We start from the raw sequence: 13,042 nt of genomic DNA, 5'->3' as shown, positions 1-13,042 counted from the left end.
CCATAATTATTTTCTTTCCGCTGTCACAATCCATTCCAAACCTCATTTCTCTTGCGTATAGTAGCGAGGTTTAATGCATTACCGGGATGTAGAGTGAGTAATTCGTTGTTTCGCTGGCCAGTTCGAGTCTACTTTGAAGACACTGATGCAGGTGGCGTTGTCTACCATGCGCGCTATGTTGCCTTTTATGAAAGGGCAAGAACCGAGGCGTTGCGTGAGCGCAACTTTCACCAGCAAGCCTTGCTAAGTGAGCATGTCGCGTTTGCTGTTCGTCGGATGACGGTGGAGTATCTTGCTCCTGCTCGCCTTGACGACATGCTGGAAGTGCAAAGTGAGATTATCTCGCTGCGTGGCGCTTCTCTGACTTTCGCACAGCGTATTCTCAATGCTCATGGCACCCTGCTAAGCCATGCTGAAGTTTTGATCGCATGCATCGATCCACATCAAATGAAGCCAATTGCGCTTCCTAAGTCTATTGTCGCGGAGTTCAAGCAGTGACTGACATGAACGTTTTTGATTTGTTCCTGAAGGCAAGCCTTCTGGTCAAACTAATCATGCTGATTTTAATCTGTTTTTCTATCGCTTCCTGGGCGATCATTATTCAACGTACCCGCATTCTGAATGCGGCGACGCGTGAGGCTGAAGCGTTCGAAGACAAATTCTGGTCTGGCATCGAACTATCACGTCTCTATCAGGAAAGCCAAAGTCGTCGCGATAGCCTGACGGGCACTGAACAAATCTTCCATTCAGGTTTCAAAGAATTTGCACGGCTGCATCGTGCTAACAGTCATGCGCCGGAAGCCGTGGTGGAAGGGGCGTCCCGCGCAATGCGTATTTCGATGAACCGTGAATTGGAAACACTGGAAACGCACATTCCTTTCTTGGGTACCGTTGGTTCTATCAGTCCGTATATCGGCCTGTTCGGTACCGTTTGGGGGATTATGCATGCCTTCATCGCGCTGGGTGCCGTGAAGCAGGCAACCTTACAGATGGTTGCCCCTGGTATTGCCGAAGCCTTGATTGCCACAGCGATCGGCCTGTTTGCAGCGATTCCTGCGGTCATGGCGTATAACCGCCTGAGCCTGCGGGTGGGCAAACTGGAGCAGAACTACGACAACTTTACTGAAGAGTTCATCGCGATCCTGCACCGTCAGGCGTTCTCCAGCGACAACAGCAAGTAATCAGGGGGGATCATGGCACGAGTACGCAGAGGCCGTCGTGAGCTGAAATCCGAGATCAACATTGTTCCGCTACTGGACGTGCTGTTAGTGCTGTTGCTGATTTTTATGGCGACTGCGCCGATTATTACGCAGAGCGTCGAGGTGGATCTGCCTGATGCGACCGATTCAAAAACGGTCTCCAGCAACGACAATCCGCCCGTGATCGTAGAGGTTTCAGGTATAGGGCAATATAGTCTGGTTGTTGAGCAAAACCGTATGGAGCAACTCCCGGCAGAGCAGGTGGTTGCCGAAGCGCAATCGCGACTGGCAACCAACCCTAAGACGGTCTTTTTGATTGGTGGCGCGAAGGATGTTCCTTATGATGAGATCATTAAAGCGTTGAATTTGTTGCATCAAGCTGGCGTAAAATCCGTTGGTTTGATGACACAACCGATTTAAATGAGCACATCACGGTAATGATCGTTAAGCCTATTTCTGGCAACACTGTTTTTGGGAATCGCTTGTGTTAAAGGCAAACGAACAAAACGATAAGCTGAAACGCGCCGTTATTATCTCGGCTGTTTTGCACGTCATACTGATTGCTTTGCTGCTCTGGAGTTCGTCGACGCAAACGATGGATGCCAGCGGGGGCGGCGGAGGCTCGTCAATTGATGCTGTGATGGTCGATCCGAGCGCAGTGGTGGAGCAGTATAACCGCCAGCAGCAGCAACAGACTGATGCGAAACGTTCTGAACAGCAGCGTCAAAAGCAGGCTGAACGGCAGGCCGAAGAGCTTCAACAGAAGCAAGCCGCTGAGCAGCAGCGGCTGAAAGAGCTGGAAAAAGAGCGTCTGCAAGCGCAGGAAGAAGCGAAAAAGCAGGCTCAGGAACAGGCAGATCAGCGTAAGCAGGCTGAAGCGGCAGCTCAGCAGGCAAAAGAACAGCAGAAGCAAGCCGAAGCTGCCGCTGCAAAAGCGAAGGCTGAAGCCGAACAACAGGCAAAAGCTGCAGCAGACGCTAAAAAGAAAGCGGAAGACGAAGTGAAGAAACAAGCGGCTGCAGCCGCTGCTGCTAAGAAGCAGGCGGAAGAAGAGGCTAAAGAAAAAGCCGCTGAAGCTGCTAAGCAGAAGGCGGCAGAAACCGCGAAAGCAGAAGCAGCAAAGGCTGCCGCAGAGGCAGCAAAAGAAGCTGAACAGGCTAAACAAAAAGCAGCCGCCGAGGCCGCTAAGCAAAAAGCCGATGCTGAAGCAGCAAAAAAAGCAGAAGCAGCTGCTGCGGCTAAGAAAGCCGCAGATGAGAAAAAGAAAGCAGCAGCAGAAGCGGCTAAGCAGGAAAGTGCCGTTGATGATTTGCTGGGCGGTTTGGCTTCATCGAAAAATGCGCCGAAGTCTGGCGGCGGTGCGCCTGCGGGCGCAGGCAACAATAAGAAGAGCGGTGCATCAGGTGCGGCGCTGGATAGTTATGGCGGTCAGGTGCGTTCAGCCATTCAGAGCAAGTTTTATGACTGGCAGCTCTACAAAGGGCGCACCTGTACATTACGGATTAAACTGGCGCCAGATGGTTTGCTGATTGATGTCACTGCTGAAGGCGGCGATCCGGCATTGTGTCAGGCGGCTATTGCGGCTGCCAAACAGGCCAAAATACCGAAGCCACCGAGCACAGAGGTTTATGAGGCTTTCAAAAATGCGCCAATAGACTTTAAACCGCAGTAACCGGGCTGTTTACCCAATAGATTTAAGATTATTACGATGGTAAATAAACCAGGTTATGTTGTTTTGTTGACATTGGTTTGTTTTTGTTAAAATTCTGCTAATTTATCGTAGACTTCGCGTCTGGATAAGGGAGATGAGATGAAGCATGTACTGAAAGTTGCAGTAAGCTTTTTAATGCTGTGGGCAGCGGTGCTGCACGCGGAAGTACGTATAGAGATTACCCAAGGGGTAGACTCTGCGCGCCCTATTGGTGTAGTTCCGTTCAAATGGGCGGGGCCGGGTGCTGCGCCTGAAGACGTAGGCGGCATCGTGGGTGCTGATTTACGTAATAGCGGTAAATTTAATCCGATCGATGCAAACCGCATGCCGCAGCAGCCTGCTACAGCATCTGAGGTTACCCCTGCTGCATGGACAGCGCTGGGCATTGATGCGGTTGTGGTTGGTCAGGTTCAACCGAGTGCCGATGGTAGCTATCTGGTTTCTTACCAGCTTGTCGATACCTCGGGTAACCCAGGTAACGTTCTGGCTCAGAACCAGTTCAAAGTCACCAAGCAATGGTTGCGTTATGCTGCGCACACGGCAAGTGATGAAGTGTTTGAGAAACTGAGCGGCATCAAAGGTGCATTCCGTACCCGTATCGCTTACGTTGTTCAGACCAACGGCGGTCAGTTCCCTTATGAACTGCGCGTTGCGGACTATGACGGTTACAACCAGTTTGTTGTTCACCGTTCACCACAACCGCTGATGTCTCCGGCTTGGTCTGCTGACGGTAGCAAACTCGCTTATGTAACGTTTGAAAGTGGTCGTTCTGCACTGGTTATCCAGACGCTGGCAAATGGTGCAATCCGTCAGGTTGCTTCCTTCCCACGTCACAACGGTGCGCCTTCTTTCTCTCCTGATGGCAGCAAACTGGCATTCGCGCTCTCCAAGAGCGGTAGCCTGAACCTGTATGTAATGAATCTGGCATCTGGGCAAATCAGTCAGGTGACCGATGGCCGCAGCAATAACACGGAGCCAACTTGGTTCCCAGACAGCCAGACCTTGGCCTATACTTCAGACCAGGCTGGTCGTCCTCAGGTTTACAAAGTTAATGCTAACGGCGGTGCACCACAGCGTCTGACCTGGGAAGGTGCCCAGAATCAGGATGCTGATGTGAGTGCCGACGGGAAATTTTTGGTAACGGTTGGCTCTAATGGTGGAGCTCAGCATATTTCCAAACTGGATCTGGTAACGGGTGCCGTACAAGTATTAACGGACACGTTCCTGGACGAAACGCCAAGTATCGCACCGAATGGCACGATGGTGATCTACAGCTCTAAACAAGGACTGGGGTCAGTGCTACAGCTGGTTTCGACAGATGGACGTTTCAAAGCGCGTCTTCCGGCTACTGATGGACAGGTTAAATTCCCTGCCTGGTCGCCGTATCTATAAGTACAGATATGTACAATAAACTCGTCAAAGGACATAAGAAATGCAATTCAATAAAGTGCTGAAAGGCCTGATGTTGGCTCTGCCGGTACTGGCAGTGGCCGCTTGTAGCTCCAACAAGAATGCGGACAATGACCAATCTTCCATGGGTGCTGGCAACAACGGCATGATGGACGGCGGCAACATGTCTTCTTCTGAGCAAGCTCGTTTGCAGATGCAAGAATTACAGCGCAACAACATCGTTTACTTCGGTCTGGATAAGTACGATGTGAGCTCTGAATTCGCTCAGATGCTGGACGCACACGCTGCATTCCTGCGTAGCAACCCGTCTTACAAAGTGACTATCGAAGGTCACGCGGACGAACGCGGTACGCCAGAATACAACATCGCTCTGGGTGAGCGTCGTGCCAACGCGGTACAAATGTACCTGCAAGGTAAAGGCGTTTCTTCCGATCAGATCTCTATCGTTTCTTACGGTAAAGAGAAACCAGCTGTTCTCGGTCATGACGAAGCGGCATATGCCAAAAACCGTCGTGCCGTTCTGGTATATTAAGAGAATCGCATGAGCAGTAACTTCAGACGTCACCTGTTGGGTCTGTCGTTACTGGTTGGCGTAGCGGTCCCTTGGGCCGCTACTGCCCAAGCGCCAATCAGTAATGTCGGCTCAGGCTCGGTCGAAGACCGTGTCACTCAATTGGAGCGTATTTCTAACGCTCACAGTCAGCTTTTAACCCAACTTCAGCAGCAGCTCTCTGATAATCAGCGTGATATTGACAGCCTCCGTGGGCAGATTCAGGAAAGTCAGTATCAGTTGAATCAGGTTGTTGAACGGCAGAAGCAGATCTATCAGCAGATTGATGGATTAAGTTCGCAATCATCTTCTACACCGACGACAGATGGCACACCTGCCGCTGCTGCGGGTACTGACACCGGTGCGGCCAATACGGCGGCACCGGCCAGTACGGGTGATGCGAATACTGATTACAATGCTGCAGTCGCGCTCGTGCTGGAGAAAAAACAGTACGATCAGGCGATCAGCGCATTTCAGGCATTCGTCAAGAAGTACCCCGATTCAACGTATCAACCTAATGCTAACTATTGGCTTGGTCAGTTGAATTACAACAAGGGGAAAAAGGACGATGCGGCGTACTATTTCGCCAACGTTGTTAAAAATTATCCCAAGTCACCAAAAAGTTCCGAAGCCTTGCTGAAGGTTGGGGTGATCATGCAGGAAAAAGGTCAGGCAGATAAAGCCAAGGCCGTTTACCAGCAAGTTGTAAAAATGTACCCCAATACAGAAAGTGCAAAGCAGGCGCAAAAGCGTTTAGCCGGATCGTAATACCGTATTAATTGGCACAAAAATTGCGCATCATGAGCGGTTTTTGTGCCTAAACGTCTTAAGAGTAAGCAATCAAACAGTTTTTTAAGAAAATAGGTTGCGCTGAAAATTTAAATCAGTAATATGTGCCGCCGTTGCCAAGGCAAACAGCAAAACGCTAAAGCAGCATGAAATTGGGTCGTTAGCTCAGTCGGTAGAGCAGTTGACTTTTAATCAATTGGTCGCAGGTTCGAATCCTGCACGACCCACCAATTTCAAACGCAGTTGTAGTCTTGGTAAGTAACAAAGCAGTTCCGCATTGCGGGTCGTTAGCTCAGTCGGTAGAGCAGTTGACTTTTAATCAATTGGTCGCAGGTTCGAATCCTGCACGACCCACCATTTCAGCAGTAGCATTCCTTTCTCGAATAAATTCATCTTAAGTCATATATCGCACGTGTCGTGTAGGTGAGAACCTGCGTTCAGGTTCGAGCCGAGCGAAGCGAGACAGCAACGCGTCAGCGTTGACCCCGAAGGGGCGAGTCCATAGGACGAGTAATCCTGCACGACCCACCATCTTCTAGTAGTACAATTCCAAATTAAACAACCTTTGCTTTTCTAATTACCGCATAATGAACACCGTGACTTTTTATTAATTGGTCGCACGTTCTAGTTGATCGAAGCGCGACAGTAACGCGTTAGCGTTGACCCCGAAGGCTGGGTGCATTCTGCATGACCCACCATCTAAGATGTAGCATTCCCTCCTCAAATAAATCCACTTTAAGCCATATAGCACGAGTCATATCGATACGATAAAACTCATTATCATTCCCTGCTCGTTCAGGCTTTGGAGTATATTAGGCGTTTACCCCTCTCCATGGACTATATAGCCCGTCAGGAACTGTTTTCTCATCCTATCGAGCGGAATGGAGTCACTGCCACAGGGAAGAGGCTGTAGCCCTGTTTAGGAAGATATATGATTGGTCCGTTGATTAATGGTGCTGCTATCTTGATTGGTAGTGGCTTGGGCATTGTTTTACGTCGTTTTATCCCTCAGCGTTTGCAAGATGGCCTTCCGCCAGCATTTGCGATGGTGTCGATTGCAATGGGGATCACGCTGGTTGTTAAAGTCCAGCAGTTGCCTGCGGTGGCGTTGGCTATCGTGATTGGCGTGGCGTTAGGCGAGCTGCTCCGCATGGAGTCTGGTGTGCAGTGGGCTGGCACGATGATTCAGAGGGGGCTAAACCGCGTTTTGCCTGCACAAGAGCACCGCCTACCACAGGATGTCTACACTCAGAACTTTACTGCATTAATCGTTCTGTTTTGTGCCAGCGGCACCGGCGTGGTCGGCGCATTGACGGAAGGATTAACCGGTGATTATCAACTGCTGATCATCAAATCTGCTTTGGATATTTTTACCGCGCTGATTTTTTCCATCACGCTGGGTCTTGCTGTGATGTCGATTGCGATACCACAGGTTATTGTCCAGACGCTGCTGTTCTTCTCTGCCAAATTGATTATGCCCTTTATGACAGATATCACAATGGGTGACTTTTCTGCCTGTGGCGGCATTATCATGATTGCGGTAGGGCTGAGGATCGCGCAGATCAAATCCTTTGCGGTGGTTAACTTCCTGCCTGCTTTGGTTCTGGTTATACCTATCTCGCTCTACTGGCATCGCCTCTTCGCCTAAAGGGCGACGCCTGATTAGCGGCTGACGATTGAGGGCATGTCGCCGCTAAAAATTTGTGTGACTTCCTGGTCGGTAAGCGGCACATTTTTGCTACAGACATAAATATGCTTTCCTTGCGGGCTGATGCTCTTGGCTAACTCTATGTAGCTGGCAAATTCGACCTGGCTGTGTCCGCCTTCATTCATTTCCATGGCATGAATGATGACATTGTGCGAGGAGAACAAATTAATCAGCCGCTTGGCTGCCACCTTGCGCGTGAGTCGATCCAATAGTTTCATCGCCGGAATCATCTGACCGAGCAGTAAGCGTGTGGTGGTAAAAGGCGTTTCTGACTTCTCTGTCACCTCTTGTTTTGTCTCCACGTTTCTGACGGTCAGGGTATCGCGATATATTCTGATATAGAGGCTGGCCATGCCATTTCTCTCCTTGTCTCTCTTCTACGTTTCTTTTCTACATCTTTTTTCTATAAGTAACACCATTCACGCATTACCTATCGATATTTTAAGCATATTAAACAAAATGGTGAACTGCCTAGAAAAAACACCGCGACTTTAGGGCGTTTTTTCGGTATTTTGTTTAGGATAAAAAACTCCGAGGCTGATGGTGAATCAGTATCCGGTGTTACAACCCGAGTTGTCATCGTGGAAATCCCTATGAGTATCCTTTTTGATAGCAATGAGACCATTTATCCGTTTCCGCCGAAACCGAAGCCATTATCGGCTGAGGCGAAACAGCACTATCGTAGCAGGATAAAAACACTGCTGCGGGAAAGAAACGCCGTCATGGTAGCGCACTACTATACCGATCCTGAAATTCAGGCGCTGGCAGAGGAAACCGGTGGCTGCGTGGCGGACTCGCTGGAAATGGCGCGATTCGGCAGCACCCATTCGGCATCGACACTGTTGGTGGCGGGGGTCCGCTTCATGGGGGAAACCGCTAAGATACTCAATCCAGAAAAAACGATTCTGATGCCCACGTTGGAAGCAGAATGCTCGCTCGATCTCGGTTGCCCCGTTGATGAATTCAGTCGTTTTTGCGATGCACACCCGGATCGCACGGTAGTGGTGTATGCCAATACGTCGGCGGCGGTAAAGGCGCGTGCCGATTGGGTGGTCACATCCAGTATCGCGGTGGAATTGATCGAGCATCTGGATAGCCTGGGAGAAAAGATTATCTGGGCACCGGACCGTCATCTGGGAAGCTATGTACAAAAGCAGACAGGAGCGGATGTACTGTGCTGGCAAGGCACGTGCATTGTGCATGACGAATTTAAAACGCAGGCGCTGAAGCGCATGAAGATCCTGTACCCGGATGCGGCAATTCTGGTCCATCCAGAGTCGCCGCAAAGCGTGGTAGAGATGGCTGATGCCGTTGGGTCGACTAGCCAGTTGATTCAGGCGGCGAAAACGCTGCCGCAGCGTGAGCTGATTGTGGCGACCGATCGCGGCATTTTCTACAAGATGCAACAGGCTTGCCCGGAGAAAACGTTGCTGGAAGCGCCGACAGCGGGTGAAGGGGCAACCTGCCGCAGTTGTGCACACTGTCCGTGGATGGCGATGAATGGGCTGGAAGCGATTGCTAACGGCCTGGAACAAGGGGGACGCGCTCATGAGATTCATGTTGATGCCGCTCTGCGAGAAGGCGCATTAATCCCGCTGAATCGCATGCTGGATTTTGCGGCTTCGCTAAAATTGCGTGTGAAAGGGAATGCCTGACGGCGAATCAGGCATCTTGATAGACATTTCTTACAATAATTGAGACAGGGTGGTGAGATGGATTTTTTTAGTACCAGCAACATTTTAATTCACATTCCTTTGGGGGAAGGGGGATACGATCTTTCCTGGATTGAGGCGATCGGTACGCTGTTTGGCCTGCTGTGTATTTGGTTCGCGAGTCAGGAAAAAACCATCAACTATCTGTTCGGGTTGATTAACGTCACGCTGTTCGCCGTGATCTTTTTCCAGATTCAGCTCTATGCCAGCCTGTTGCTGCAAATCTTCTTTTTTGCCGCCAATATTTATGGCTGGTATGCCTGGACGCGCAAGACGGACTCGCAGGAAGTGGAATTGCGCATCCGCTGGTTACCAATGCAGAAGCTGATTGGCTGGTCGGTGGCGTGTGTTGTCGCGATTGGCTTGATGACGTTCTACATTGATGCGGTGTTTGCCGTGCTGACGCGTATTGCCGTTTCTGGTATGCAAGGGCTCGGGCTGTCAGTGCAGATGCCGACTCTCCAGCCGGATGCGTTCCCATTCTGGGATTCCACCATGATGGTGTTGTCGATCGTGGCGATGATTCTGATGACGCGTAAATACGTCGAGAACTGGCTGCTGTGGGTTGTGATTGACGTCATCAGCGTGGTGATTTTTGCTTATCAGGGCGTCTACGCGATGGCGGTAGAGTACGCGATTCTGACGCTGATCGCCCTGAACGGCTCTTGGCTATGGATTAAGAGCGCGCAGGAAAACCGCGTCAACGCGGCTTCACAGGGCGTGTAATCCAAACTTAATGCTTGTGGTGGTGGCCTTTCGCCTCATGCTTTTCATCATAATGAATAGCCGAATGATGGCTTTCCTGATGGTGGAAAGCGCAGTGGTCATCATCACAGCGTTGATATTCCATCTGTACCGTTGCGTGCTCAATCTGATAGTTCTGCAGTAAATATTCCTGAATACGTCTTAACAACGCATCATGATCGTGAGGCGGAACCACCTGCGCATGCAGTGTCATCATCGGCTTTTCGCCAACCTGCCATAAATGAACGTGATGGATATTTCTGACTTCGGGAATATTCAGCGTCAGATCTTTCTGTAGAACCTCAACGCTAAGCTGGTTAGGTGTGCCTTCCAACAGTTCATGAATGCTCTCTTTCAAGAGCGCCCATGCACTGCGTAGCACCAGACACGACACCAAAATAGAAAGAATCGGGTCGATAGGCGTCCAGTTGGTATAAAGGATAATCACGGCAGCGGCAATCGCGCCGACGGATCCGAGCAGGTCACCCAGCACATGCAGAGCTGCCGCGCGGACGTTAATATTTTTCTCCTCGCTACCGTGGTGTAACAGCCAAAACGCCACGATGTTTGCCAGTAACCCGGCGATGGCGACAAGTAGCATAGGCACGCCAGCAACGGGCTGTGGCTCATAGAAGCGTTGGATAGCTTCCCAGCAGATGAACGCGGTAATCAGTATCAGCGTCAGCGCGTTCACAAAAGCGGCGAGGGTCGTGAGTCGCAAATAGCCGAAGGTATGGCGGGCATTGGGCTTACGCTGTGCAAAACGCACGGCGACAAGCGCGACGAACAGCGCGGCGGCGTCCGTCAGCATATGCCCCGCATCGGCGAGCAGGGCGAGGGAGCCGGACAACAGGCCGCCAATAACTTCTGCCACCATAAACGTGGCGGTAATGATAAACGCGGCCAGCAGGCGTTTACTGTTGCCTGATTCTGCGTGGCTGTGGTTATGTGCCATAGATCACCCTGAGTAGCGGTTTTATTCCACTTTACTGAAATCCGCAGAGAAAACCTATTCTGCGGTTCACTGACCTGCTGGTTGTGCTATTTCTGGTGAAAATAGGACGGATGCGCCATCTGAGAGCATTTGATCGCGTAAATCCCGTTGATTTCAGCGCCCTGATAACACCAGCTTGACATATAATAATCAATCTTCAATATGAAACATCCCGTTTCTCAGGCTACCCGTACAGGCGGGATGGCGCGTATTGGATGGGGTTAACATACCGTTTCGGAACCGATGGATTTATTTATGAATTACCAAAATGATGATTTAAGAATTAAAGAGATTAATGAACTTTTGCCGCCGGTTGCTTTGCTAGAAAAGTTTCCAGCCACGGAGAAGGCAGCGGAAACGGTATCGTTCGCGCGTACTGCCATCCATAAAATTCTCAACGGCAATGACGATCGCCTGCTGGTGGTGATCGGTCCTTGCTCGATCCACGACACGAAAGCGGCAAAAGAGTACGCCGCGCGCTTGCTGACGCTGCGTGATGAACTGAGCGACGATCTGGAAGTGGTTATGCGGGTTTATTTTGAAAAACCACGCACCACGATTGGCTGGAAAGGGCTCATCAACGATCCGCACATGGACAATAGCTTCCAGATCAACGATGGCCTGCGTATTGCGCGCCAGCTGTTGCTGGAAATTAACGATACCGGTTTGCCAGCTGCGGGTGAATTTCTGGACATGATCACCCCGCAATACCTGGCGGATTTGATGAGCTGGGGCGCTATCGGCGCACGTACGACAGAATCTCAGGTACACCGTGAATTAGCGTCTGGCCTGTCATGCCCTGTCGGATTTAAAAACGGTACCGACGGCACCATCAAGGTCGCGATTGATGCGATTAACGCCGCCAGCGCACCGCACTGCTTCCTGTCTGTGACCAAATGGGGCCATTCGGCTATCGTGAACACCAGCGGTAACAACGATTGCCATATCATTCTGCGCGGCGGTAAAACGCCGAACTACAGCGCTGAACACGTTAAAGACGTGAAGGTTGGCTTGGAAAAAGCAGGTCTGACACCGCAGGTCATGATCGATTTCAGCCATGCGAACAGCAGCAAGCAGTTCAAAAAGCAGATGGATGTCTGTACTGACGTCAGTGGGCAGATCGCTCAGGGCGACAAAGCGATTATGGGCGTGATGGTAGAAAGCCATCTGGTTGAAGGCAACCAAAGTCTGGAAAGCGGTGAACCGCTGGTTTATGGCCGCAGTGTGACTGATGCGTGTATTGGCTGGGAAGACACGGAATCCCTGCTGCGCCAGTTAGCGTCTGCGGTACGCGAACGCCGCAGCAAGTAATATAGAATGGCGTGCTAGCTGGCGCGTCATAGAACATAAATAAAAAACCCGGCACAGGCCGGGTTTTTCTCATTCAGCGGTAAATTACTTCGCTTTACCCTGATTTGCTACTGCAGCAGCTTTTGCAGCGATTTCGTCTGCGTTGCCCAGGTAGTAACGTTTGATTGGCTTGAAGTTCTCGTCGAACTCATAAACCAACGGCACGCCAGTTGGGATATTCAGTTCCAGAATTTCGTCTTCGCCCATGTTGTCCAGGTATTTCACCAGTGCACGCAGTGAGTTACCGTGAGCCGCGATGATAACGCGCTCGCCGCTCTTGATGCGTGGCAGGATGGTTTCATTCCAGTAAGGCACAACACGTTCGATGGTCAGCGCCAGGCTTTCAGTCAGCGGCAGCTCTTTGTCGCTCAGAGAAGCGTAACGCGGATCGTGGCCAGGGAAACGTTCGTCATCACGCGTCAACTCTGGAGGCGTAATTGCGAAACCACGACGCCATTGTTTAACCTGCTCGTCACCGTATTTCTCAGCGGTTTCGGCTTTGTTCAGACCCTGCAGCGCACCGTAGTGGCGCTCGTTCAGTTTCCAGGATTTTTCAACTGGCAACCAGGCTTGATCCAGCTCGTCCAGTACGTTCCACAGTGTGTGAATGGCACGTTTCAGCACGGAGGTATACGCGAAATCAAAGGCAAAACCTTCGTCTTTCAGCAGCTGACCTGCGGCTTTGGCTTCTGAACGGCCTTTGTCGGACAGATCGACATCGTACCAGCCCGTGAAGCGGTTTTCGTTGTTCCACTGGCTCTCACCGTGTCTTACCAGTACCAGCTTAGTTACAGCCATAGCTAAACTCCTTCCTATCCTAAGATTTCTGTGATAACTGATTTCATTATAGGGGCGGAGAACGGTTATCGGCAATC

Annotated in this window: 14 protein-coding genes, 2 tRNA genes and 1 other RNA gene; 14 read left to right on the top strand and 3 right to left on the bottom strand. The window is 50.8% G+C overall.

Annotated elements, in window-relative coordinates; translation table 11 throughout:
- Positions 1-93 precede the first annotated feature (93 nt).
- From ybgC to I2D83_RS15710, 11 genes are all read left to right on the top strand, one after another.
- Positions 94-498: a tol-pal system-associated acyl-CoA thioesterase gene (ybgC, locus tag I2D83_RS15760; RefSeq protein ID WP_039348462.1), complete on the top strand. Its 405-nt coding sequence runs from the start codon at positions 94-96 to the stop codon at positions 496-498.
- The gene (gene tolQ, locus I2D83_RS15755) at positions 495-1,181 is read left to right on the top strand and encodes a Tol-Pal system protein TolQ (protein WP_015839525.1); all 687 of its coding nucleotides are present in this window, start codon (positions 495-497) and stop codon (positions 1,179-1,181) included. The genes ybgC and tolQ overlap by 4 nt, the downstream gene beginning before the upstream one ends.
- 12 nt (positions 1,182-1,193) lie before the next feature.
- Positions 1,194-1,619: a colicin uptake protein TolR gene (gene tolR / locus I2D83_RS15750; protein ID WP_005973933.1), complete on the top strand. Its 426-nt coding sequence runs from the start codon at positions 1,194-1,196 to the stop codon at positions 1,617-1,619.
- 64 nt (positions 1,620-1,683) lie between these two features.
- On the top strand, positions 1,684-2,871 hold the full coding sequence (tolA, locus tag I2D83_RS15745) for a cell envelope integrity protein TolA (RefSeq protein ID WP_015839526.1): 1,188 nt from the start codon (positions 1,684-1,686) through the stop codon (positions 2,869-2,871).
- Positions 2,872-3,009: 138 nt separating this feature from the next.
- Positions 3,010-4,302, top strand: a complete 1,293-nt coding sequence (gene tolB, locus I2D83_RS15740) for a Tol-Pal system beta propeller repeat protein TolB (RefSeq protein WP_015839527.1) — start codon at positions 3,010-3,012, stop codon at positions 4,300-4,302.
- A 40-nt stretch (positions 4,303-4,342) separates the two neighbouring features.
- Entirely contained in the window at positions 4,343-4,852 is a 510-nt protein-coding gene (gene pal / locus I2D83_RS15735) for a peptidoglycan-associated lipoprotein Pal (RefSeq protein ID WP_010299226.1), read from the top strand.
- Positions 4,853-4,861: 9 nt separating this feature from the next.
- Positions 4,862-5,638 (top strand): cell division protein CpoB, encoded by a 777-nt coding sequence (gene cpoB / locus I2D83_RS15730; protein ID WP_015839528.1) that lies wholly within the window; start codon positions 4,862-4,864, stop codon positions 5,636-5,638.
- A 175-nt stretch (positions 5,639-5,813) separates the two neighbouring features.
- Positions 5,814-5,889, top strand: a tRNA-Lys gene (locus I2D83_RS15725).
- A 51-nt stretch (positions 5,890-5,940) separates the two neighbouring features.
- Positions 5,941-6,016, top strand: a tRNA-Lys gene (locus tag I2D83_RS15720).
- Positions 6,017-6,062: 46 nt separating this feature from the next.
- A non-coding RNA gene (locus I2D83_RS15715) (RtT sRNA) lies at positions 6,063-6,190 on the top strand.
- Between the two features lie 400 nt (positions 6,191-6,590).
- Positions 6,591-7,307, top strand: coding sequence for a DUF554 domain-containing protein (locus I2D83_RS15710; RefSeq protein ID WP_015839529.1), 717 nt, complete (start codon positions 6,591-6,593; stop codon positions 7,305-7,307).
- Between the two features lie 14 nt (positions 7,308-7,321).
- Here the strand turns inward: I2D83_RS15710 and I2D83_RS15705 are convergent, their stop codons facing one another.
- Positions 7,322-7,720 (bottom strand): YjaA family stress response protein, encoded by a 399-nt coding sequence (locus I2D83_RS15705; protein ID WP_181829400.1) that lies wholly within the window; start codon positions 7,718-7,720, stop codon positions 7,322-7,324.
- Between the two features lie 240 nt (positions 7,721-7,960).
- On the opposite strand from I2D83_RS15705, the gene nadA reads away from it, so the two are divergent.
- On the top strand, positions 7,961-9,022 hold the full coding sequence (gene nadA / locus I2D83_RS15700; protein WP_205946892.1) for a quinolinate synthase NadA: 1,062 nt from the start codon (positions 7,961-7,963) through the stop codon (positions 9,020-9,022).
- Positions 9,023-9,079: 57 nt separating this feature from the next.
- Positions 9,080-9,805: a nicotinamide riboside transporter PnuC gene (gene pnuC / locus I2D83_RS15695; RefSeq protein ID WP_015839532.1), complete on the top strand. Its 726-nt coding sequence runs from the start codon at positions 9,080-9,082 to the stop codon at positions 9,803-9,805.
- A 7-nt stretch (positions 9,806-9,812) separates the two neighbouring features.
- On the opposite strand, the gene zitB is transcribed toward pnuC, so the two are convergent.
- Positions 9,813-10,778, bottom strand: a complete 966-nt coding sequence (gene zitB, locus I2D83_RS15690; protein ID WP_194429823.1) for a CDF family zinc transporter ZitB — start codon at positions 10,776-10,778, stop codon at positions 9,813-9,815.
- A 294-nt stretch (positions 10,779-11,072) separates the two neighbouring features.
- On the opposite strand from zitB, the gene aroG reads away from it, so the two are divergent.
- Positions 11,073-12,128, top strand: a complete 1,056-nt coding sequence (aroG, locus tag I2D83_RS15685) for a 3-deoxy-7-phosphoheptulonate synthase AroG (RefSeq protein WP_015839534.1) — start codon at positions 11,073-11,075, stop codon at positions 12,126-12,128.
- Positions 12,129-12,212: 84 nt separating this feature from the next.
- Here aroG and gpmA read toward each other — a convergent pair whose 3' ends face one another.
- Positions 12,213-12,965, bottom strand: coding sequence for a 2,3-diphosphoglycerate-dependent phosphoglycerate mutase (gene gpmA / locus I2D83_RS15680; protein WP_015839535.1), 753 nt, complete (start codon positions 12,963-12,965; stop codon positions 12,213-12,215).
- Positions 12,966-13,042: the final 77 nt, after the last annotated feature.

Source organism: Pectobacterium aroidearum (assembly GCF_015689195.1).
Taxonomy (GTDB): Bacteria; Pseudomonadota; Gammaproteobacteria; order Enterobacterales; family Enterobacteriaceae; genus Pectobacterium; species Pectobacterium aroidearum.
This window is presented reverse-complemented; position numbering and strand designations above follow the sequence as displayed.